The sequence below is a fragment of the Mesorhizobium cantuariense genome (assembly GCF_042647205.1).
GTDB classification, from domain to species: domain Bacteria; phylum Pseudomonadota; class Alphaproteobacteria; order Rhizobiales; family Rhizobiaceae; genus Mesorhizobium; species Mesorhizobium cantuariense.
Genome location: NZ_JBHRVD010000001.1, coordinates 3,481,573 through 3,502,639, shown reverse-complemented (window position 1 = coordinate 3,502,639; position 21,067 = coordinate 3,481,573). Strand labels below are relative to the sequence as shown.

Annotated in this window: 18 protein-coding genes; 11 read left to right on the top strand and 7 right to left on the bottom strand. The window is 62.4% G+C overall.

Annotated elements, in window-relative coordinates:
- Nucleotides 1-16: 16 nt before the first annotated feature.
- On the bottom strand, nucleotides 17-304 hold the full coding sequence (locus ACFOJ9_RS16895) for a GIY-YIG nuclease family protein (RefSeq protein WP_127383549.1): 288 nt from the start codon (nucleotides 302-304) through the stop codon (nucleotides 17-19).
- Between the two features lie 379 nt (nucleotides 305-683).
- On the opposite strand from ACFOJ9_RS16895, the gene ACFOJ9_RS16890 reads away from it, so the two are divergent.
- A complete protein-coding gene (locus tag ACFOJ9_RS16890; protein WP_378980033.1) occupies nucleotides 684-1,439 on the top strand; it encodes a DUF502 domain-containing protein in 756 nt (251 codons plus the stop codon).
- On the opposite strand, the gene recG is transcribed toward ACFOJ9_RS16890, so the two are convergent.
- On the bottom strand, nucleotides 1,391-3,499 hold the full coding sequence (recG, locus tag ACFOJ9_RS16885; RefSeq protein ID WP_378980032.1) for an ATP-dependent DNA helicase RecG: 2,109 nt from the start codon (nucleotides 3,497-3,499) through the stop codon (nucleotides 1,391-1,393). The two genes, ACFOJ9_RS16890 and recG, sit on opposite strands and share 49 nt — an antisense overlap.
- 375 nt (nucleotides 3,500-3,874) lie before the next feature.
- Between recG and ACFOJ9_RS16880 the strand changes: the two genes are divergently transcribed.
- From ACFOJ9_RS16880 to ACFOJ9_RS16870, 3 genes are all read left to right on the top strand, one after another.
- The gene (locus ACFOJ9_RS16880) at nucleotides 3,875-4,162 is read left to right on the top strand and encodes a succinate dehydrogenase assembly factor 2 (RefSeq protein ID WP_378980031.1); all 288 of its coding nucleotides are present in this window, start codon (nucleotides 3,875-3,877) and stop codon (nucleotides 4,160-4,162) included.
- 72 nt (nucleotides 4,163-4,234) lie between these two features.
- Nucleotides 4,235-7,732 (top strand): transcription-repair coupling factor, encoded by a 3,498-nt coding sequence (gene mfd / locus ACFOJ9_RS16875; protein ID WP_378980030.1) that lies wholly within the window; start codon nucleotides 4,235-4,237, stop codon nucleotides 7,730-7,732.
- 134 nt (nucleotides 7,733-7,866) lie between these two features.
- Complete coding sequence (locus ACFOJ9_RS16870; RefSeq protein ID WP_378987820.1) at nucleotides 7,867-9,240, top strand: class II 3-deoxy-7-phosphoheptulonate synthase; 1,374 nt, start codon at nucleotides 7,867-7,869, stop codon at nucleotides 9,238-9,240.
- Nucleotides 9,241-9,309: 69 nt separating this feature from the next.
- On the opposite strand, the gene ACFOJ9_RS16865 is transcribed toward ACFOJ9_RS16870, so the two are convergent.
- From ACFOJ9_RS16865 to ACFOJ9_RS16855, 3 genes are all read right to left on the bottom strand, one after another.
- Nucleotides 9,310-10,077, bottom strand: a complete 768-nt coding sequence (locus ACFOJ9_RS16865; RefSeq protein WP_378980029.1) for an RES family NAD+ phosphorylase — start codon at nucleotides 10,075-10,077, stop codon at nucleotides 9,310-9,312.
- Entirely contained in the window at nucleotides 10,037-10,411 is a 375-nt protein-coding gene (locus ACFOJ9_RS16860) for an MbcA/ParS/Xre antitoxin family protein (RefSeq protein ID WP_378980028.1), read from the bottom strand. The genes ACFOJ9_RS16865 and ACFOJ9_RS16860 overlap by 41 nt, the downstream gene beginning before the upstream one ends.
- A 99-nt stretch (nucleotides 10,412-10,510) precedes the next feature.
- Nucleotides 10,511-11,581 carry a diguanylate cyclase gene (locus ACFOJ9_RS16855; RefSeq protein WP_378980027.1) on the bottom strand — a complete coding sequence of 357 codons (1,071 nt, stop codon included), beginning with the start codon at nucleotides 11,579-11,581 and terminating at the stop codon, nucleotides 10,511-10,513.
- A gap of 398 nt (nucleotides 11,582-11,979) precedes the next feature.
- On the opposite strand from ACFOJ9_RS16855, the gene ACFOJ9_RS16850 reads away from it, so the two are divergent.
- From ACFOJ9_RS16850 to ACFOJ9_RS16840, 3 genes are all read left to right on the top strand, one after another.
- A complete protein-coding gene (locus ACFOJ9_RS16850; RefSeq protein WP_378980026.1) occupies nucleotides 11,980-12,396 on the top strand; it encodes a GFA family protein in 417 nt (138 codons plus the stop codon).
- Nucleotides 12,397-12,478: 82 nt separating this feature from the next.
- Complete coding sequence (locus tag ACFOJ9_RS16845; protein WP_378980025.1) at nucleotides 12,479-12,838, top strand: diacylglycerol kinase; 360 nt, start codon at nucleotides 12,479-12,481, stop codon at nucleotides 12,836-12,838.
- A gap of 40 nt (nucleotides 12,839-12,878) precedes the next feature.
- A complete protein-coding gene (locus ACFOJ9_RS16840; protein ID WP_378980024.1) occupies nucleotides 12,879-13,466 on the top strand; it encodes a hemerythrin domain-containing protein in 588 nt (195 codons plus the stop codon).
- Nucleotides 13,467-13,495: 29 nt separating this feature from the next.
- On the opposite strand, the gene ACFOJ9_RS16835 is transcribed toward ACFOJ9_RS16840, so the two are convergent.
- Nucleotides 13,496-14,083: a DedA family protein gene (locus ACFOJ9_RS16835; RefSeq protein WP_378980023.1), complete on the bottom strand. Its 588-nt coding sequence runs from the start codon at nucleotides 14,081-14,083 to the stop codon at nucleotides 13,496-13,498.
- Nucleotides 14,080-14,640: a DUF1003 domain-containing protein gene (locus ACFOJ9_RS16830; RefSeq protein WP_378980022.1), complete on the bottom strand. Its 561-nt coding sequence runs from the start codon at nucleotides 14,638-14,640 to the stop codon at nucleotides 14,080-14,082. The genes ACFOJ9_RS16835 and ACFOJ9_RS16830 overlap by 4 nt, the downstream gene beginning before the upstream one ends.
- A gap of 93 nt (nucleotides 14,641-14,733) precedes the next feature.
- Here ACFOJ9_RS16830 and ACFOJ9_RS16825 point away from each other — a divergent pair, with 93 nt between their 5' ends.
- The 4 genes from ACFOJ9_RS16825 (at nucleotide 14,734) to ACFOJ9_RS16810 (ending at nucleotide 20,914) form a co-directional block, all read left to right on the top strand.
- The gene (locus tag ACFOJ9_RS16825; protein ID WP_378980021.1) at nucleotides 14,734-15,450 is read left to right on the top strand and encodes a DNA-3-methyladenine glycosylase I; all 717 of its coding nucleotides are present in this window, start codon (nucleotides 14,734-14,736) and stop codon (nucleotides 15,448-15,450) included.
- A gap of 146 nt (nucleotides 15,451-15,596) precedes the next feature.
- Nucleotides 15,597-17,273, top strand: coding sequence for an NAD+ synthase (locus tag ACFOJ9_RS16820; RefSeq protein ID WP_378980019.1), 1,677 nt, complete (start codon nucleotides 15,597-15,599; stop codon nucleotides 17,271-17,273).
- A 374-nt stretch (nucleotides 17,274-17,647) separates the two neighbouring features.
- Nucleotides 17,648-19,453, top strand: a complete 1,806-nt coding sequence (locus tag ACFOJ9_RS16815) for an ABC transporter ATP-binding protein (RefSeq protein ID WP_378980017.1) — start codon at nucleotides 17,648-17,650, stop codon at nucleotides 19,451-19,453.
- 279 nt (nucleotides 19,454-19,732) lie between these two features.
- The gene (locus tag ACFOJ9_RS16810) at nucleotides 19,733-20,914 is read left to right on the top strand and encodes a hypothetical protein (protein WP_378980015.1); all 1,182 of its coding nucleotides are present in this window, start codon (nucleotides 19,733-19,735) and stop codon (nucleotides 20,912-20,914) included.
- The last annotated feature ends 153 nt before the right edge of the window (nucleotides 20,915-21,067 follow it).

Below are 21,067 nucleotides of genomic sequence, written 5' to 3'. Positions count from 1 at the left end.
GGTGCAGAACTTGGCGCTACCACCCAGTCCCGCGAAAAAGCTCGAACCACTCCGGATTGGCCTTTTCGATCAGTTCGATCTTCCATTGACGCGGCCAACGTTTCAGCGACTTCTCGCGCTGGATCGCATCGCGGATGTCGAAATATTCTTCGTACCAAACCAAGCGTTCTACGCCGTACCGTCCAGTAAAGCGCGAACCCTCGCCAGACTTGTGCTCGGGCATTCGGCGGCCGAGATCGTTCGTGACACCGATATAGATGGTGCCGCGTTTCCGGCTTGCAGTTAAATAGACATAGCCCGTCATGAACGAAGTATAGCGGCCGAACGATCCGCCGACCATCTTGAGGGGTTGCATTCTTCGGCCGACGTCACGGAATGGATCCTCGGGTCTGCGCCGCGTCGCTTCGCTCCTTGCTCCGCCCGTGGATGACGAAGGGAAGGATGTTTCGGCTAGTCGCGAACGTATGCTGGTTCCGTTTGGATTGCTTCGCTGGAAGCGGCGGCATAATCGGCCCTTTAAAAACCTCGCAGGTCCAAAGCGCCTTCCGGTTCACAGAGCCGCTGTGATGCAAATGCCATCACAGCGGCCCTTTTTCTTTTGAGCATGATCTTTTTCCGAAAACCGGTTCCCACTTTTCGGGATCATGCTCTATGTTGCGGTGCAATCCGTGCCCCGGTGAACCATGTCCGACGCTCCCAAGACCTCCGGCATGACCCGGCTGAGGAACTATTTCCTCACAGGCTTCATCGTCTGCGCGCCGCTGGCGATCACCGCCTACATCGCCTGGTCATTCATCGGCTGGGTCGATTCCTGGGTGAAACCCTATATTCCGGTCCGTTACAGCCCGGATTCCTATCTGCCGTTTCCGGTCCCGGGGTTCGGACTGATCGTGGCGCTCATCCTGATCACGCTGATCGGCTTCCTGACGGCCAACATTGTGGGCCGCGCCATCGTCAATTTCGGCGAGCGCCTGCTTGGCCGCATGCCGCTGGTGCGCGGCATCTATGGCTCGCTGAAGCAGATTTTCGAGACCGTGCTGTCGAATAAGGGCGACATGTTCCGCCAGGTCGGGCTGGTTGAATATCCGCGCAAGGGCGTGTGGTCGCTGGTGTTTGTCGCCAGTGAGAAGGAAACCGAGATCAACCAGAAGCTCGATCAGGAAGGGGATCCGCTGACCGCCGTGTTCATGCCCTGCACGCCGAACCCGACCACCGGCTTTCTCATGTATGTGCCGAAGTCCGACATCGTGCTGCTCGACATGACGATCGAGGACGGCGCCAAGCTGATCGTCTCGGCCGGGCTGGTGGCGCCCGAGGTCAAGCAAATGGTTGTCGTGAATGGCGAGCCGATCGAGGGGATGCTCGCCAACCCGTCGGTCGCCGCCTTGGCTCAGCCGGCGCGTAAGAGCCGCACGGCCTCATCGCGGCCGAACAAATAAAGCAGCAGGCGCAACGCCTCGCCGCGCTCGGATTGCAGCTCCGGGTCGCGGGACAGGATCAGCCTGGCATCGTCGCGGGCGGCCTCCAGAAGGTCGGCATGGACCTCGATGCGCGCCACTTGGAAACCCGGCGTGCCCGACTGGCGGGTGCCCAGCAATTCGCCTTCGCCGCGCAGCTTCAGATCCTCTTCGGCGATCAGGAACCCGTCCTCGGTCTCGCGCATTACCGACAGCCGGCGTTTTGCGGTCTCGCCGAGCGGGTCCTTGTAGAGCAGCACGCAGGACGACTTGCTGTCGCCGCGCCCGACCCGGCCGCGCAGCTGGTGCAATTGAGCGAGGCCAAAGCGCTCGGCATGCTCGATGACCATGACAGTGGCGTCGGGCACGTCGACGCCGACCTCGATGACCGTGGTGGCGATCAGGATGCGTGTCTCGCCCTGCTTGAAGGCGCGCATTGCCTCGTCCTTGTCGGCGCCTTTCATGCGGCCATGGACCAGGCCGATGCGGTCGCCGAACAGGGGTTTCAGCGAGGCGAAGCGATCCTCGGCGGACATCAGCTTGATCTCTTCGGATTCCTCGACCAGCGGACAGATCCAATAGATCTTCTGGCCGCCGGCGACGGCGTCGACCATGCGGCCGACCAGTTCGTCCAACCTTTCCAGAGGCAGCGTGACGGTGCGGATTGGCTGGCGGCCGGCTGGTTTTTCCGTCAGCTTCGACACATCCATGTCGCCGAAGGCAGTCAGCACCAGCGTGCGCGGGATGGGTGTGGCCGTCATCACCAGCATGTCGGGCGCGTCGCCCTTGGCGGTGATGGCAAGCCGCTGATGGACGCCGAAGCGGTGCTGCTCATCGATGACGGCGAAGACCAAGTCGTGGAAGGTGACCGTCTCCTGGAACAGCGCGTGGGTGCCGACGACGATGTCGGTCTCGCCGCTCGCCAGACCGGCCAGCGTGTCTGCGCGTTCGCGGCCTTTTTCACGGCCGGTGAGGATAGCGATGCGCAGCCCGACCTTGGCGGCGAGCGGCGCGATGGTCGCCAGATGCTGGCGCGCCAGGATTTCGGTCGGCGCCATCAGTGCTGCCTGGCCGCCGGCCTCGACGGCGCGCGCCATGGCCAGCAGCGCAACGACCGTCTTACCTGACCCGACATCGCCCTGCAGCAGCCGCAGCATGCGTTCGGGGTCGGCGAGGTCGGCATTGATTTCGGCCAGCGCAAACTCTTGGCTTGATGTCAGCGAATAGGGCAGTGCGGCGCGCAGTTTTTCGACGATGCTGCCGTCGCCGACCAGGGGACGCCCGGACAGGCGGCGGACTTTTGCCCGCACCAGCGCCAGCGAGACCTGGCCCGCCAGCAACTCGTCATAGGCGAGCCGCCGCCACGCGGCGCCGTCGACGGAGACATCGATCGGGTCGGCCGGATTGTGGATGCGGGCGAGCGCATCGTCGAAGGCCGCAAACGTGTGCCGGCGCATGAAGGCGCCATCCTGCCATTCGGGGAATTCAGGCACACGCGCCAGCGCCTGGCCGATCGCCCGGCGCAGCACCTTGCCCGAGAGCCCAGCTGTCAAGGGATAGACCGGTTCGACCAGCGGCAGGTTTTCCGCCTCGCTGGCGAGCGCAATATGGTCGGGGTGGACCATGCTTGGGCGGCCGTTGAACCATTCCATGCGGCCCGAGACCACGACATGCTCGCCTTCGGGCATCGCCTTTTCGAGATAGGAAGCGTGAGCATGGAAGAAGGTCAGCGCGATCTCGCCGGTGTCGTCATGAGCGTAGACCCGATAGGGCACCGACCTGTTGCCGCGCGGCGGCGGCTGGTGGCGGTCGATGCGCACCTCGAGCGTCACGATCTGGCCTTCCGCGGATCCTGCGATACCCGGCCGGCTGCGGCGGTCGATGACGGTGTGCGGCAGCACGAACAGAAGGTCGCCCGCGCGAGCGGGGCGGTCACCGAGGTCGGCCGGGACGACCTTTTCTATAAGCGCGCCGACTTTCGGCCCGACGCCGGCAAGTGACGTGATCGGGACAAACAAGGGATCGAGGATGCTCGGGCGCATTTTTTACTCTCCCCCTTGTGGGGAGGGTCGATCCGCGAAGCGGAGCGGGGTGGGGGAGCCGGCGCCCCCATTTCCCAGGGAAAGCGGAGAACCAGCGTCGCACCCCCACCCCGTCTCACTCGCTTCGCTTTGCGAAGCGCGCTCGCCGACCCTCCCCACAAGGAGGAGGGTGAAGTGCTGGCGATGTCCGGTCCACCCTCCGCAGCTGCAGCGCAGCTGCTGCGGAGGACGGGCAGGACAGAGGGGGGTGCCTGGGCCGATGCTGTCAGGAATGTTTGTCACACCCGAGATGTTAGACACCCGCCGGGCCGTTGCAAGGCTGACAGCACCTTCTATCCACGCTATATGCGCCGCAGCAAGTGAGGATGCGGCACAATGACCGGAACGACGAGATCAAGCGAGGGGCTGGACGCCCACCGCCGCAAGCTTCTGTTTCGCTCCTGGCATCGCGGCATGCGCGAGATGGACCTCATCCTCGGCACTTTTGCCGACGCTGAGATCGCTGCCTTGACCGGCGAGGAAATCGACCAATATGAGAGGCTCCTCGACATTCCCGACACCGAATTCCTGCCTATGGTCACCGGCGAACGCCCGGTCCCGGCGGATATCGATTGTGCTGTCCTGCAAAAGATCCTGGCTTTCCGCCACTCCATGACATTCTGAACACAAGCAATTCCAGGAAAAGTGCGAAGCGGTTTTCCGTTCGGAATTGCGATAAAACAAGACCGTGATTTCATGAGCCTCATTCCCACCATCGGCCTGCCGAAAGGCCGCGCTGGCCAGTTCATCGTCGACGGCGTCGCCGACGGCTATGAAGCCTTTGCGCTTATACAGGCCGCACTCGAGATCGCGCCCGACAAGCCGGTGCTGTTCGTGGCACGCGACGGCCAGCGGCTGCCGTCGATCATCGAGGCGCTGTCTTTCGCGGCCCCCGGCCTTCCCGTGCTGGAACTGCCGGCGTGGGATTGTCTGCCTTACGACCGCGTTTCGCCCGGTTCGGACGCCGCCGCCAAGCGCCTCGATGCGCTGACGGCTATGATCGCACTGGCGAAGAAGCCGCACCGCGCCGTCATCCTCACCACCGCCAATGCGCTGCTGCAGCGCATTCCGCCGGCCGAGCTGGTCGAGGCACAGACGTTCCACGCCAGGCCCGGCAACCAGATCGACATGAACGTACTGGTGTCGCGGCTGGAAACGTCCGGTTTCGAGCGCGTGCCGACAGTACGCGGTATCGGTGAATTCGCGGTGCGCGGCGGCATTCTCGACCTGTTCGCGCCCGGCTGGACCGAAGCGCTCAGGCTCGACTTCTTCGGCGACACGCTGGAATCGATCCGCGTCTTCGACGCCGCCACCCAGCGCACCACCGGCCAACGCAAGTCGATGGCGCTGCAGGCGATGAGTGAAGTGGCGCTGACGCCGGAAACCATCAGCCGCTTCCGCCGCTCCTATATCGAAGCCTTTGGCGCCCCGCAGCGCGACGACGGGCTTTATGCAGCGGTCAGCGAGGGCAGGCGCTTCGCTGGCATGGAGCACTGGCTGCCGTTCTTCTACGAACGGCTGGAGACTGTGTTCGACTATCTGCCTGACACGCCTGTCATCTTCGACCACCTGGCGCATGAGGCGCTGGCCGAGCGCCACACGCTGATCCTCGATCACTACGAGGCGCGCAGGAAGCAGGCCGACGGCGCGCTGAAGGATGCGGTGCCCTACAAGCCGGTGCCGCCGGACCTGCTCTATCTCTCGCCGGAAAACCTGATCGCCTCGCTCGGGCCGCGCGAAGCGATCGATTTCACGCCGTTCGACGCACCCGATGCCGGCGCGAAAAAGGTCTACCACGCCGGTTCGCGCCACGGCCGCAGCTTTGTCGAGGAGCGCGCCGACCCCAGCATCAATGTGTTCGATGTCGTCGTCAAACACATCGCCGACGAGCGAGCGGCGCGCCGCCGCATTGTTATTGCCGGCTGGACCGAAGGCTCGCTCGACCGGCTTGGCCAGATCCTTGCCGAACACCGTCTCGGCAACCTCAAGCAGGTCGCGACGCTGGCGGAAGCCGAACAGCTCGAGCCGGGTCAGGCGGCCCTGGCCGTGCTGCCGCTGGAATCCGGCTTCGAGACCGAAAAACTGGTCGTCGTCGCCGAACAGGACATTCTCGGCGACAGGTTGATCCGGCGCTCGAAACGCAAGAAGCGCCCCTCCGACTTCATCGCCGAAGCCTCGGCGCTGTCGGCCGGCGACATTGTCGTCCACGCCGATCACGGCATTGGCCGCTTCATCGGCCTGCGCACCATCGAAGCGGTCGGCGCGCCGCATGACTGCCTGGAAATCCACTATGCCGGCGACGACCGGCTGTTCCTGCCGGTGGAGAATATCGAGCTTCTGTCGCGCTACGGTTCTGACACAGCCGAGGCGACGCTGGACAAGCTTGGTGGCGGCGCCTGGCAGTCGCGCAAGGCGCGGCTGAAGAAACGCCTGCTCGACATGGCTGGACAGTTGATCCGCATCGCCGCCGAGCGGCAGATGCGCGCCGCACCGGCACTGGTGCCGGCCGACGGCCTTTATGGCGAGTTCGCCGCGCGCTTTCCCTATGAGGAGACCGACGACCAGCAGACGGCGATCGACTCGGTGCGCGACGATCTGGCCGCCGGCAAGCCGATGGACCGGCTGATCTGCGGCGATGTCGGCTTCGGCAAGACCGAAGTGGCACTACGGGCCGCCTTCATCGCGGCGATGGAAGGGTTTCAGGTGGCGGTGGTGGTGCCGACGACATTGTTGTCGCGCCAGCATTTCAAGACGTTTTCGCAGCGTTTCTCCGGGCTGCCGATTCGTGTCGGCCAGGCCTCGCGGCTGGTCGGCGCCAAGGAGTTGGCGGAAACCAAGAAAGGCATCGCCGAAGGGCAGGTCGACATCGTTATCGGCACCCATGCGCTGCTCGGTTCCGCGATCTCGTTCAAGAGCCTTGGCCTGCTGATCATCGACGAGGAGCAGCATTTTGGCGTCAAGCACAAGGAGCGGCTGAAGGATCTGAAGACCGATGTGCATGTGCTGACGCTGTCGGCGACGCCGATCCCGCGTACGCTGCAGCTGGCGTTGACCGGGGTGCGCGAGCTGTCGCTGATCGCCACGCCGCCGGTCGACCGCATGGCGGTGCGCACCTTCATCTCGCCCTTTGATCCGCTGGTCATTCGCGAGACGCTGCTGCGCGAACGCTATCGCGGCGGGCATTCCTTCTATGTGGTTCCACGCATCAGCGATCTGGCGGAAATCCATGATTTCCTGAGAGAATCCGTGCCGGAGCTGAAGGTCGCGGTGGCCCATGGCCAGATGCCGCCGGGCGAACTCGACGACATCATGAATGCCTTCTATGACGGCCAGTACGATGTGCTGTTGTCGACGACCATCGTCGAATCCGGCCTCGACATTCCGACCGCCAACACGCTGATCATTCATCGCGCCGACATGTTCGGTCTTTCGCAGCTTTACCAGTTGCGTGGGCGCGTCGGGCGCTCGAAGGTGCGCGCCTATGCACTGTTCACGCTGCCGGCCAACCGCAAGCTCACCGACACCGCCGAGCGGAGGCTGAAGGTGCTGCAATCGCTCGACACGCTGGGCGCCGGCTTCCAGCTGGCCAGCCACGACCTCGATATAAGAGGCGCCGGCAATCTTCTCGGCGAAGAGCAGTCCGGCCACATCAAGGAGGTCGGCTTCGAGCTCTACCAGCAGATGCTGGAAGAGGCCGTCGCCGAGGTGAAGGATTCCGGCGAAGTGCAGGATGGCGGCTGGTCGCCGCAGATCGCCGTCGGCACGGCGGTGATGATCCCGGAAGGCTATGTTCCGGACCTGCAGCTCAGGCTGGCGCTTTATCGCCGTCTCGGCGATCTCGAAAACACCGAGGAAATCGACGCCTTCGGTGCCGAGCTGATCGACCGCTTCGGCCCGCTGCCGGAGGAGGTCAAGCATCTCCTCAAGATCGTCTTCATCAAGGCGCTGTGCCGCAAGGCCAATGTCGAGAAGCTCGACGCCGGGCCGAAAGGCGTCGTCATCCATTTCCGCAAGCGCGAATTCTCCAACCCGGTCGGGCTGGTTCGGTTCATCGGCGAGCAGGGCTCCTTGGCCAAGATCCGGCCGGACCACAGTGTCGTCTTCGTGCGCGACTGGCCGACGGCCGAGAAGCGGCTGGCGGGCTCCGCGGTGGTGATGACCCAACTGGCGCGGCTGGTGGAGAAGGCGGCGTAGCGCAGCCGGCGCATTCGCCAGCGCCTGAATTCCGGTCTAGAATAGGAAATCGGCTTCGTGTATGGAGCCGCGATCCCCATATGGGGGCGGGAATGGCGGAGTATAGGCCGCTGGAAAGAGCGTTGGGTGCAGCGATGACGAAATGGTCGCCGAATTCGTGGAGAGCAAAGCCGATCAAGCAGGTTCCTGCCTATCCGGACCTTGCCGCGCTGAAGAACACGGAAGCCCAGCTCGCAACCTTTCCGCCGCTGGTTTTTGCAGGTGAGGCGCGCAAGCTGAAGAAGCAGCTTGCGGCTGTCGCTGCCGGTGACGCATTCCTTCTCCAGGGCGGCGATTGCGCCGAGAGTTTTGCCGAGCATGGCGCGGACAACATCCGCGACTTCTTCCGCGTCTTCCTGCAGATGTCGGTGGTGCTCACCTTCGCCGGCGCGCAGCCGGTGGTGAAGGTCGGCCGCGTTGCCGGCCAGTTCGCCAAGCCGCGCTCGTCCGACAACGAGACCAAGGGCGAGGTGACGCTGCCCAGCTATCGCGGCGACATCATCAACGGCATCGAATTCGACCCCAAGTCGCGCATTCCCGATCCTGCCCGCCAGGAAATGGCGTACCGCCAGTCGGCGGCGACGCTCAACCTTCTGCGAGCCTTCGCGCAGGGCGGTTATGCCAACCTGGAGAATGTGCATAGCTGGATGCTCGGCTTCGTGTCCGATAGTCCGCAGGGCGAAAAATATGAGTCGCTCGCCAACCGCATCACCGAGACGATGGACTTCATGAAGGCCGTCGGCATCACCTCGGAAACCAACTACGCGCTGCGCGAGACCGATTTCTACACCAGCCACGAGGCGCTGCTGCTCGGCTACGAGGAAGCGCTGACCCGCGTCGATTCGACCTCCGGCGACTGGTACGCCACCTCAGGCCACATGATCTGGATCGGCGACCGCACCCGCCAGCCCGACCATGCGCATGTCGAATATTGCCGCGGCATCAAGAACCCGCTGGGGCTGAAATGCGGACCGTCGCTGACGCCGGACGGCTTGCTGGAGCTGATTGATCTGCTCAACCCCGAGAACGAGCCCGGCCGGCTGACGCTGATCGCGCGCTTCGGCTCCGACAAGGTTGCCGACCATCTGCCGAAGCTGGTGCGCGCGGTGCAGAAGGAAGGCCGCTCCGTGGTGTGGTCGTCGGACCCGATGCACGGCAACACGATCGAGGCCGCCGGCTACAAGACGCGGCCGTTCGACCGCATCCTGAAGGAGGTGCAGACCTTCTTCGAGGTGCACCGCGCCGAAGGCACGCATCCGGGCGGCATCCATGTCGAGATGACCGGCAAGAACGTCACCGAATGCACCGGTGGCGCGCGCGCCATAACGGCCGAGGAGTTGCAGGACCGCTACCACACCCATTGCGACCCGCGTCTCAACGCCGACCAGGCGATCGAACTGGCGTTCCTGGTCTCGGATTTATTGAAGAAGAGCCACCCGGTGCAACACAAGCAGGCCGTAAACGGCTAGGCTTGATTTCAGCCGGAACGGTTGACTGAAAAAGCGCTGGAGAAATCCGGCGCTTTTCTTTTGGTTGGTTCAGTGTCCGCGTTCCCAGCGCAGGCCAACGAGACGGGGATCGGCAAAGGCGGTTCTGGAGAATTCGATCCGCTTTTCCGGAAATTCGCAGATCGCCTGCACGCCGAACGCGCCGAGGCGAATGCGCCAGGTCTGTGGCTCCATCGGCTTGGCCTTGGCAAAGCCGCCGCAGGTCAGCAGCGCAATGTTGGCGCCTTTGGGGTCACGCGCCGAGCGGTAGCGGATCGCTTCCAGCCCGGCCTCGCGGGCGACGTCGGCAATGGCTTGGCAGGCCGCATAATCGGTTGGATGCGTCCACGCCGCGGCGTTGCGATCGAGCGGCGGCCGGGTGATGTCGATCGCCCTGGTGCATTTGATCGCGGCGGCAAAGGCCGTGTATTCGGCGGCATCGCTCGGCCAGGGTGTTTTGGGCGACTCGGCAAAGAACAGCAGCCGATAGAAGGCCATTTCGGCAACCGCAGTCATCATGGTTTCGGCCGCATAGTAGACGCCTTGGGTCCTGCCGGCGCGGCGGAAGCGCGAACCGTGCGGATAGACCGAGCCGTAACGGAAGGGCGTTGCCAGGAGATAGTGGAGATGGCGGCATTCGAGGGGAATCTGCGGCTTGGTTTCCTCGATCAAGTCTTCCAGCATCGCCTGCTCGTCGAGCGTGTCGACGATTTTCAGCGTCGAGACATGGTGCTGCGCCTCGACCATGCGCCAGTATTTGCCGTAGACGCCGACTGCCTCAGACGAGAGCGCGTCGGGAGTCCAGATAGGCGATGACATCGACAAGCCCGGTGATGGTGATAATTTTTTCAAGCGGAGCGGCATCGAACGCCGTGTTGGCGTTCTTCAGCCATGCCCGGGCGACAGCTGCGTCGCCGCCGACAATGGCGTCGAGCGAGCGGAACAGCCTGACGAACAACACGGCGAGCTCGAATGGCTTGGTGCCGCGCTCGAGCAGGAATTCGTCCCTGCGCATGCGCGAAACCGTGGCCTCCGAAACGCCGATCACCGAGGCCAGCATCCTGGCGGTGATGTCCAGCAGATCGGCCGCGCGCAGCGTTGCCTTGGTCAGGACTGCATTCTCGGCCGTCTTGGCAGCGGTTTGAAGTTGCATCGCGGCACTTTCCTATTTCTGTGGAAAATATAGGCCACAAAAATTCATATGGAAAGGGGCGGATGCAAAACAATCCGCAGAAGCGACCGAAGGGGAAGCTCAGTCCTTCTTGTAGAGCAGCCAGCTCTTGCCGGCCCGGCCAGCCATCGTCGAGTGCTTGGTGACGCGGTTGCGGCCGCTGACCTTCGAGCGATAGAGCGCCCGGTCGGCCTTGGTGTAGAGATCCTCCGGCCCCTCGGCCTCGGATGCCATGCAGATGCCCATCGAGACGGTGACGGTGCCGTAATTGGTGCCGGTCTGGCTGCTGGTGAACGGCGTCTGCTCGATCAGGGCGCGGATGCGCTCGGCGATCTCATAGGTGGCGTCCTCGCTGGCGCCCTCGATGATCAGCGCGAACTCCTCGCCGCCGGTGCGGGCGACGAACATGTCGCCGCGAATGCCGGTCTGGAAGATGTCGGCGATGATCTGGATGATCTTGTCGCCGACCGGGTGGCCGTAGCGGTCGTTGATGTCCTTGAAGCGATCGATGTCGGCAAGGATCAAGGCGTTGAACAGGATACCCCTGTTGCTGTTGTAGATCCTGGTGATTTCCTTGTCGAAGGCGCGGCGATTCCAGATATGGGTCAAGGGATCGGTATCGGCCAACCGCTTGTACTCTTCGAGTTTCGACTTGACGCTCTCGAGTTCGGCCGTCTTGTCGCTGAGCGTCGAGGCCACCTGCCTGCCGTGATCGATCGTCGAATTGGTGGCAGTCGCCATGGCGTTGGCGATCTTCTGCAAAAGATCCTGAGACAGAAGGCTGCGACCGCTGAGGCCGCTCGATGTCTCATCGAGGATCCTGCCGTATTTCTCGATATGGCTGCGCTCGCTCCGCAACAGCGAAGCGACCTCCTCGAGCTCCCTGGCGATGATGTCTCTGGCATGCTCGACGATGCCGGGACCATGGTTATGGGCAAAGAAAGTGCGCCCGATCTGATCCAGTTCATCTTGTGTCGGCCGGCTGCTCAGCGAAACGACGGCGAGGCTGAGTTCGCGATTGGTGCCGCTCAGTGCCTCGTAGAAAATCTCGTAGTTGCGCGGCAGGCCGAGCACACCCAGCTGGCGCATTGTGGCAACAACACTGGCTGTGATGTCGGTGCTTCGTTCGGTCGGGAGAGCTGCCGGCTGCATTTTTGATTCTTCCCTCGGATTCCGCTGCAGAATTCGCGGGTTCCCTTTGTCGCCGACCGGGGGAATGCGACCGACACTCCAGAACAACTTGCAAAGGGTTGCGTCCCCACCCACGATCTTCGCTTGCCGTGACCATAAATGCGCCAGCGCTAAAGTTTCCTTAATTTGTAAAAACGAACACGTTTTTCTCTGTAAAAGCTTTAATCCGGCCACCAACAATCCGTAACGACGCCAGTTTGGTGGCTTTGAATCCGAAGTTCGCGCCTTGCGCTCTAAAAAGGGAAACTGAATTTCGGATTCACCGCGCCAGTACATGTCGCATTTGCTTGCGTGTGGTCGCCGCAAAGCTGGAATCCTGATGGCGATGCCGGGCAATTTTTCTTCAAGGAGGGGTCGACGTGAGTGATAGTCACCGAGGATCGTGTTTGTGCGGAGCGGTCCGCTTCAGAACGGACGGAGCGTTGCGTGGCGTCGTCTATTGTCATTGCTCGCAATGCCGCAAGCAGAGCGGACATTTCTATGCCGCGACCAATGTTGCCAACGCCGACATCGTGATCGAAGGCACGGAAAGCATCACCTGGTACGAAGCATCTGCCTTCGCCAAGCGCGGGTTTTGCAAGGCATGCGGGTCGGTGCTGTTCTGGAAGCCGCGAGACCAGGACTACATTTCAGTCATGGCGGGATCGTTCGACAAGCCGACAAGCCTTGAGGGGGAATGCCATATCTTCGTCGGTGACAAGGGCGACTATTATTCAATCGACGACACGCTGCCGCAATTCGAAAAGTCGACGCCGTCCATACCGGTCGCTGAATGAATCTTGGACAAGTCGCCTTATTCCATTGATCTGGCCAGCCATTGCATTATCCCGTGCCGGTGATTCGGAAAGGGGTTTGCGCATGCAGCGGCTGATCGACGCTTTTTTCAATTCGGTGCGGGCGTTTCGCAAACTGGCCGTCAGCGAGAAGGCCTTCCAGCAGGAACTGATGCTGTTCGCGCTGGCCTTGCCGCTCGGCTGGTTCGTTTCGATCTCGTGGCGCGGCTATGCCTTGCTGATCGGCGCGGTGCTCTTGCTTATCATGGTCGAAGTGCTGAACACCGGCATCGAGGCGGCATGCGACGCCTTCAGCCGCGAGTTCAATGTCGACATCCAACTGGCCAAGGACTGTGGTTCGCTGGCGGTGTTGATTTCGGTGCTCATCGTCGCCGGAGTATGGGGCATCGCCATTATCGAGCGGATCACGGGGCTACCGATCTAGCATCCCAGCTCCTATATGACGGTATCTAAAGGAAACCGTCATGTCTGAAGCCACGAACTTTCTGCTTCTTGAGCGAGCCGGCCTGCCAGACGATCTCCGCTGGCTGACTGAGAAATATCCGCGTGAAAACTGGCAGGGCCATGCCAACATCCATGGCATCGCCAATATGTGGCTGCAGCGGCACGACATGTTCCGCGAACTTGGCGGTATGCTGACTAACGGCATTGGCGACTACCGCGAGGGCAAGCTGACGGCGCCCGACTTCGCGCGCTGGTTCGCGCCGCGCCTCAATCATTTTCTCGGTAATCTCGACGGTCACCACAATGTCGAGGACCATCACTATTTCCCGGTCTTCGCCAAGGCGGAGACGCGGCTGAAGCGCGGCTTCGAGATCCTCGATGCCGACCACCACACCATCCATGAAGGGCTGGAGCGCAATGCCGAGGCGGCCAATGCCTTCATCAAGACGCTTCAGGGGAGCGAGGACAGACAGCGCTTCGCCGCCGACGCCTATGCCGACGAAAACAGCCGGCTGATCGCCATGCTGACCCGGCATCTTGCCGACGAGGAAGACCTCATCATCCCGCTGATCCTCGATCGGGGCGATGTGGCGCTCGGCGTAGACTAGGACTCGTTGATATTCGGGGCACGTCCGGATCAGCTCTCCCTGGCGCGTTCCTTTTTGGCGACATGGCGGGCGACGAACCAGCCAAGGACCGCCACCGTCAGCCCAATGGCAAGCGCGATCAGCAACCGCTCATGATGAGCCAATGCCTGTCCGATGATGCGCTCGGCGCCCAGCCCGAAGACATAGCCGATGGTGCTGAACAGAACGGCCCAGATGATCGATGAAAGCGCGTTGAGAATGACGAAACGCTGTACCGTGATGCGCGACAGCCCGGCTGCAATGCCGCCGACAAGGCGCATGCCGTAGACATAGCGGTTGGACAGCACGAAAATGTTGGGACGGGTGTTGAACAGGCGAAAGGCGCGGCGAAAGCCGGGCCGCTTGCGCAATCTGACGACATAACGATGGTCGGCAAAGCTTCGTCCAAGGATGAAGAAGAAGGTGTCGCCGACGAAGGCGCCGAGGGCGGCTGCAAGGAAGGCGTGCCACAGCACGAAGACGTGCTGGTGGGCGAAGAAGCCGCCGAGGATGGCGGCACTTTCGCCCTCCGCGACGCAGCCGAGAAAGACCGCAAGCAGCCCGTATTGTTCGATGAAATGATGGATGGCCTGCGTCATGAGGGCTGGGTCTGGGGGGTGAGCCGTTCGTCAATCCGCTTCAGCTGTTCGGCTATCTGCGCGATCTCATCGCGCATGCCGATGATCTGGCTGTGGCGCAGTTCGTCCAGCTTTTCGTGCAGCGCCATGATCTCGATCTCGGCCTTCAGATTGACCTCGTAGTCGTGGGCGGCGTCGATGCGGTCGCGCGCCGCCTGGCGGTTCTGCGACATCATGATCACCGGCGCCTGCAAGGCGGCGATCATCGAGAGGACGAGGTTGAGGAAGATGAAGGGGTAGGGATCGAACGAATCTCGCCCCAGCAGCCACCAATTGGCGCCGATCCAGAGGATGAGGAAGGCGATGAAGGACAGGATGAACGTCCACGAACCGCCGATGCGCGCTATGGCGTCGGCGATACGGTCGCCCGCGCCCTGAAGGCCGGCAAGGTTGTTGGTATCTTGCGATATAGGCTTGCGGTCGACGGTACTCTGCAGCACCCGTCTCTCCAACTCGCTCAAATTCTCCGGGTTTCGCCTCAGCCAGCGATTGGCCAGTTCGGGCACGGTCTTGTTCATGGATGTCTCCATACAAAGCATCGGCTTGGCAGCCTGGTTTCCATATAGGAAGATGCCGGCTCGTCAAAAGCACGGCGTGAGGATGCAAGCAGAATGCCTGATTTCGCAAAAATCCGCGCACGCGCTGCAAAACGCAAAGGCGGCGAGGAGGAATTGACGTCACTGCTGGGCCCGGCACCCGACAATGCCGCCGTGGCTGACATTGCGGACGATCGCATTCTGTCTGTTATGGCCGAGCGCGTCTTTGCCGCCGGTTTCGTCTGGCGCGTCATCGAGCAGAAATGGCCGGGCTTTGAAGAGGCGTTTCTGCGCTTCGAGCCGAAGCGGCTGTTGTTCCAGCCCGATGATTTCTGGCACGATCTGGCTTCCGATCAGCGCATCGTGCGCAATCCGCAGAAGATCAGATCCGTTCGCGACAATGCCGCCTTCGTCGAACGCGTGTCCGGGGAATATGGCGGCTTCGGCGAATTCCTCGCCAACTGGCCGGCCGACGACCAGGTCGGGCTGATGGCTTGGCTCGGCAAGCATGGCAGCCGGCTCGGCGGCAACACCGGCCAATATTTTCTGCGCTGGCTGGGTTGGGATGCCTTCGTCATCTCGGGGGATATGGCTGCGGCATTGCGCGACGCCGGCCTCGACATCGCCGGAAGCCCGACCTCGAAGAGGGATCTCGACAAGATCCAGGCACAGATCAACTTGTGGGTGGCGCAGACAGGCCTGCCGCGCCGCCATATCTCGCGCATCCTGGCGATGTCGATCGGTGAGAACCATTCGCCGCAATCGCTGCGCGAATATATGGGCGACGATTGATACCAGTCGTCTGGCCACATTCGTCGATCGGGCAGGACATGAATGACATATGTCATTCAGTCGGGACACGATCGATATCGATCGGTCCGAATTGGTCCAAACGAACGCCATTGCCCGGCGAAATCTGCCGCGCTAAGTCAGCAGGCATGACTAAGAAACTCGACATCCTGCGCATCGCTGTCGCCCAGCTCAATCCGACCGTCGGCGACATATCAGGCAATCTCGCCAAGGCGCGCGAGGCGCGGGCGGATGCCGCGCGCCAGGGCGCCGATCTCGTGCTCTACACAGAGCTTTTCCTCGCCGGCTATCCGCCGGAGGATCTGGTGCTGAAGCCGGCATTCCTGAAGGCCTGCGAAAGGGCGGCAGAGGACTTTGCCGCCGATACCGCCGATGGCGGCCCCGGCGTCATCATCGGCACGCCGCTGAAGCGCAAGAGCGGCACGCACAATTCGATCATCTTCGCAGACGACGGCAAGATCATCGCTGAACGTTACAAGCTCGATCTGCCCAATTACGGCGAGTTCGACGAGAAGCGCGTCTTCCAGGCTGGTCCCGAGATCCAGGGGCCGGTCAATTTCCGCGGTGTGCGGATTGGGGTTCCGATCTGCGAGGACATCTGGGGCGACGTCGACATCTGCGAATCGCTGGCCGAAAGCGGCGCGGAAATCCTGCTGGTGCCGAACGGCTCGCCCTACTACCGCGCCAAGATCGATGTCCGCCACCAGGTCGTCATCCGCCAGGTCATCGAATGCGGACTGCCGATGATCTATGCCAACCAGCTTGGCGGCCAGGATGAGCTGATATTCGACGGCGCGTCATTTGCAATTGGCGCCGACAAGACGCTCGCCTTCCAGATGAGCCAGTTCGAGGAAGCGGTCGACGTCACCACCTGGAAGCGGCAAGGCGATCATTGGGTCTGTTCTGAAGGTCCGATGTCGAAGATACCAGACCGGGAGGAGGCCGACTACCGCGCCTGCATGCTGGGCCTGCGTGATTACGTCAACAAGAACGGCTTCAAGAACGTCGTGCTTGGTCTGTCCGGAGGCATCGATTCGGCGATCTGTGCGGCGCTCGCCGTCGATGCGCTCGGCGAGGAACGCCTGCGCGCGGTGATGATGCCCTACCGCTACACCTCGAAGGACTCGCTGAAAGATGCCGAGGACTGCGCCCGTGCGCTCGGCTGCCGCTATGACATCGTGCCGATCTTCGAGCCGGTCGAAGGCTTCCTGCACGCATTGACGCAGATGTTCGAAGGCACCAAGGAAGGCATCACCGAGGAGAATCTGCAGAGCCGTGCGCGCGGCACCATCCTGATGGCGATCTCCAACAAGTTCGGCTCGATGGTCGTCACCACAGGCAACAAGAGCGAGATGTCGGTCGGCTACGCCACGCTCTATGGTGACATGAATGGCGGCTTCAACCCGATCAAGGACCTTTACAAGATGCAGGTCTACGCGCTGTCGCGCTGGCGCAACAGCCACGTGCCACCGGGCGCGCTCGGGCCTTCGGGCGAGCTGATCCCGAAGAACATCATCGACAAGGCGCCGTCGGCGGAATTGCGCGAGAACCAGACCGACCAGGATTCGCTGCCGCCCTATCCGGTGCTGGACGATATCCTCGAATGCCTGGTCGAGAATGAGATGGGCGTCGATGACATCGTCGCACGCGGCCATGACCGGGCGACGGTGACGCGCATCGAGCACCTGCTCTACATCGCCGAATACAAGCGCCGGCAGGCGGCGCCCGGTGTGAAGATCACCAAAAAGAATTTTGGTCGCGACCGCCGTTATCCCATCACCAATCGGTTCAGAGATCGCGGCTAGCTTGCTCGTCATTGTTGCAAAATAATCGCAGTGGTTGGGCCAGATACACTTCTGGCGTGAACTCGTCTTGGCGATGCATCGGAGCGTCTCTATAAAGACCTTTCCGCGATTCATTTGCGGGAGGTCCGAATGGCAGTATTTGAAATGGTAATGCGAGGCCGCGAAGCCTAGGTCTCATCCGGCACTCCGCGAAAGTTCACCCTTCGCACGGATGCCGGATCGAGCACAGGCTTATGCCGATGCCGGTCGCCGCCCGATTACGGGCGAGACGCCAAATATGCCACTCCGCTTTCTGGGCACTCATTGGCCCCTTGCGCGGCTTCTTCAATTTTCGACCTTACTGGGATCGGGCTCGTTTGCGCCCGAATGACATCATGGCTCGTTTTAAGATCGATTTGCGCGCAAGCGCCTTTCGCAGCGTTCTCGGCTTCACGCTCACCCATTGGCGGCGCCAGCCGTGGCGGCTTTCACTCATCATGGGCGGCTTCCTGCTGTCGACGCTGGCCGACGTCCTGACGCCGCTCTATTCCGGCCGGCTGGTCGATGCCGTCGCCAGCAGCGCCGGCGCCGACACGATTGCCTGGAATGCCGCGATGGCGGCGTTTTCGATGCTGATGGCCCTGGCATTGACCGGCGTTGTCTTGCGCAACCTTGCGTTCATGGCGATCGTCGAGCTGACGCTGAAGATGATGGCTGACATTGCCGCCGACGCCTTCCACCGCGTCCAGCGCTTTTCCACCGACTGGCATGCCAACAGCTTTGCCGGCTCGACCGTGCGCAAGGTGACGCGCGGCATGTGGGCGCTCGACCTGCTCAACGACACCATCCTCATCGCGCTGCTGCCGTCCGTCGTCATGCTGGTCGGCTCGACGCTGCTGCTCGGCTGGTTCTGGCCGCTGATGGGCGCGGTGGTTGCCGCCGGCTCGGTGCTGTTCATCACGGTGACGGCGATGCTGTCGCTTGGCTATGTCGCCCCGGCGGCAAGGCTCGCCAACACCTGGGACACGCGCCTCGGTGGCTCGCTGGCCGACGCGGTCAGCTGCAACGCCGTGGTCAAGGGCTTTGGCGCCGAGGAGCGCGAGGAGCGCCGCCTTGCCAGGGTCGTCGCCAAATGGCGTGCGCGCACGCGGCGCACCTGGGTGCGCGGCACCATCAACGGCACCACGCAAGGGGCGCTGCTGCTGGTCATGCGCGCGGCGGTGATCGGCCTGGCGCTGATGCTGTGGTCGTGGGGGCAAGCGAGCGCCGGCGACGTCGCCTTCGTGCTGACCTCGTTCTTCGTGCTGCAGGGCTATTTGCGCGACATCGGCACGCATATCCGCAATCTGCAGCGCTCGATCAACGACATGGAGGAACTGGTCGATTTCCAGTCCGAACCGCTCGGCATCGAGGACCGGTCCGGCGCCAAGCCGATCCGGATCACCGAAGGGGATATCCGCTTCGACAACGTCACCTTTCACTACGGCAGTCACCGATCGGCGCTTTACCGCGATTTTTCGGTTGATATCGCGCCGGGTGAACGCGTCGGGCTTGTCGGCCATTCTGGTTCGGGCAAGACGACTTTGGTCAAGCTGATCCAGCGGCTCTATGACGTGAATGCGGGAAAAATCCTGGTCGACGGCCAGGACATCTCGCAGGTGGCACAAGCGTCGCTGCGCGGCCAGATCGCCATCGTCCAGCAGGAGCCGATCCTGTTCCACCGGTCGCTGGCCGAGAACATCGCCTATAGCAGGCCGAGTGCTACGCAGGAGGACATCGAGCATGCCGCGAAGCTGGCGAGCGCGCACGACTTCATCACCAACCTGCCGAAAGGCTACGGCACGCTGGTCGGCGAACGCGGCGTGAAACTGTCGGGTGGCGAACGTCAGCGCGTGGCAATCGCGCGTGCGTTCCTTGCCGATGCGCGCATCCTGATCCTGGACGAGGCGACATCGAGCCTCGATTCGGAATCGGAAGTGCTGATCCAACAGGCGATGGAGCGGCTGATGGTCGGCCGCACGACGCTTGTCATCGCGCACCGGCTCTCGACGGTGCGGGCGCTCGACCGGCTGCTGGTCTTCGACCGCGGCAACATCGTCGAGGAAGGCTCGCACGACGAACTGATCCGGCTGAAGGGCGGCATCTACCGCCGCCTGTTCGAACGCCAGGCGCTGGAACTGACCAAGGGCCTGGTGATCTGACCTGAGGTGGCCTCCGGCTTCGGCCGGAGGCCGCCTCTGTCCGGCGCTGTCAGCCCAGCGGGTTGGAGCAGGGCACGCAATTGCGCGGTACAGCCGAACCTGCCCATCAGCGGCGTGAGGCATTCGAGGTCCCTGTCAGCGTATGCTAAATTTGCCTGCGAGCTCCTGTTCCGGGATACTAAGTTTTCAGACCTCTGTTCATCATACTGACCGAGATACGTTGTTTCTACCTTTGGTTGATATATATTTGATCGAGGCAACCCAAGGGCGCTCTTCACGATGCATCTTGTTTCCGCAAATGCCGGTCTGGAAAAGCTGGCTGCGCCCTCGGTGCTGGAATCTCAGCACGGCTCGGTTCGGCCGCTCGCTGCCGAAGATCTCGAGAGCGTCGCCGCACTCTTCCTGACGAAGTTTCGCCGGCGGCGGCGTCATCTCCTCGATCGCGCGATCGCGGAGACGGCCGAGTATATGAGAGAGATTTATCTTGACCCTGCCGGCCAGTCCGGTGCGAGCAACGCTCTTGTCCAGATCAACCGGCAGGGTCGTCTGGGTGGGTTCCTCGGCGTCCTGAAAGCTCGCTACGAACTCAACGGAGCGGCATTGAATGCGGCGATCATCGGTCCGCTCATGGCCGACCCCGGCACCGATGACGGCTCGGCCGGACCGCAATTGCTGCGTGCCTTGCATCAAGGCGAATTCGATCTGCAGCTGACCGATTCGGCCAACCGGACATCTTTGGCCTTCGCTCGCCCGATGAAGTATCAGCTCCTGCCGGCGCATTGTCTGGGATGGACATATGTTTTCCGGCCAGCCGCGATGGCCGCCGCAGCACTGCACCGTAAATGGCCTGGCCTGCCGCGCTTGGCACTCGATCCATGCGCGCGAGCATTCGATGCTCTAGCGAAACGAAGGTTCGAGCCCCCCGTCCAGCCTTCATCGTCGCATCGCATCCACCGTGAGCCGATCGATGCCGTGCAATTTGCCGAGAAGCTGCCGACCCTCCTGTCCGGTTACTCTCTTCGGCCGAGTTGGAAGGATGGCGAGCTGCCACGGCTGCTCGCGCTGGCGGCCGAGAAGCGGGCCGACGGCCCACTTCATTTCGGTGGAACTTACGACGAAACGGGCAAAATGCTCGGTTGCTATGCCTTCTACGGTCAAGCCGGCGACGTCGCGAACCTGTTGCAAATCCAGGCGTCCGGATCTCACTGGGGCGCGACGCTGGATGGTCTTGTCGCCACCGCGTGGGAGATGGGCTGCGTGGGCATCACTGGTCAGACGCAGAGTAGATTCATGCCCCAACTCTTCGGCTACAAGAATGTCTTCTTCCGCTATACCGGAGGGACGATGGTCCGCTCACGAATCGCCGAGGTCACGGAAGCGGTCCGTTCCGGCGACATCTTTATCGGTGGGTTGATGGGCGACCGCTGGACACGCCTCAGCTCCGACGACTTCGGCCGCTGATCGCCGCAACCGTTCGTCGGCTCCATCGGCTGGCCGCGCGGTTATAAAGGCCGCCGCCGGACTGGGCGCCGCCTGAGGCGTCCACCGCCCGGTCTTTTCATTGCGCGTGCCATGTTCTATGTCTGCCGGACAGCGCGGGGGCGCGTCTTGTCA

Bases quoted from the DNA above. Each gene is read 5' to 3' on its own strand.
- ACFOJ9_RS16855 (WP_378980027.1), bottom strand. From the start codon at position 11,581: ATGCAGCCGGCAGCTCTCCCGACCGAACGAAGCACCGACATCACAGCC.
- ACFOJ9_RS16860 (WP_378980028.1), bottom strand. From the start codon at position 10,411: ATGCAACTTCAAACCGCTGCCAAGACGGCCGAGAATGCAGTCCTGACC.
- ACFOJ9_RS16840 (WP_378980024.1), top strand. From the start codon at position 12,879: ATGTCTGAAGCCACGAACTTTCTGCTTCTTGAGCGAGCCGGCCTGCCA.
- recG (WP_378980032.1), bottom strand. From the start codon at position 3,499: ATGCGCCCGAGCATCCTCGATCCCTTGTTTGTCCCGATCACGTCACTT.
- mfd (WP_378980030.1), top strand. From the start codon at position 4,235: ATGAGCCTCATTCCCACCATCGGCCTGCCGAAAGGCCGCGCTGGCCAG.
- ACFOJ9_RS16865 (WP_378980029.1), bottom strand. From the start codon at position 10,077: ATGTCATCGCCTATCTGGACTCCCGACGCGCTCTCGTCTGAGGCAGTC.
- ACFOJ9_RS16890 (WP_378980033.1), top strand. From the start codon at position 684: ATGTCCGACGCTCCCAAGACCTCCGGCATGACCCGGCTGAGGAACTAT.
- ACFOJ9_RS16810 (WP_378980015.1), top strand. From the start codon at position 19,733: ATGCATCTTGTTTCCGCAAATGCCGGTCTGGAAAAGCTGGCTGCGCCC.
- ACFOJ9_RS16820 (WP_378980019.1), top strand. From the start codon at position 15,597: ATGACTAAGAAACTCGACATCCTGCGCATCGCTGTCGCCCAGCTCAAT.
- ACFOJ9_RS16845 (WP_378980025.1), top strand. From the start codon at position 12,479: ATGCAGCGGCTGATCGACGCTTTTTTCAATTCGGTGCGGGCGTTTCGC.
- ACFOJ9_RS16825 (WP_378980021.1), top strand. From the start codon at position 14,734: ATGCCTGATTTCGCAAAAATCCGCGCACGCGCTGCAAAACGCAAAGGC.
- ACFOJ9_RS16835 (WP_378980023.1), bottom strand. From the start codon at position 14,083: ATGACGCAGGCCATCCATCATTTCATCGAACAATACGGGCTGCTTGCG.
- ACFOJ9_RS16870 (WP_378987820.1), top strand. From the start codon at position 7,867: ATGACGAAATGGTCGCCGAATTCGTGGAGAGCAAAGCCGATCAAGCAG.
- ACFOJ9_RS16895 (WP_127383549.1), bottom strand. From the start codon at position 304: ATGACGGGCTATGTCTATTTAACTGCAAGCCGGAAACGCGGCACCATC.
- ACFOJ9_RS16830 (WP_378980022.1), bottom strand. From the start codon at position 14,640: ATGAACAAGACCGTGCCCGAACTGGCCAATCGCTGGCTGAGGCGAAAC.
- ACFOJ9_RS16815 (WP_378980017.1), top strand. From the start codon at position 17,648: ATGGCTCGTTTTAAGATCGATTTGCGCGCAAGCGCCTTTCGCAGCGTT.
- ACFOJ9_RS16880 (WP_378980031.1), top strand. From the start codon at position 3,875: ATGACCGGAACGACGAGATCAAGCGAGGGGCTGGACGCCCACCGCCGC.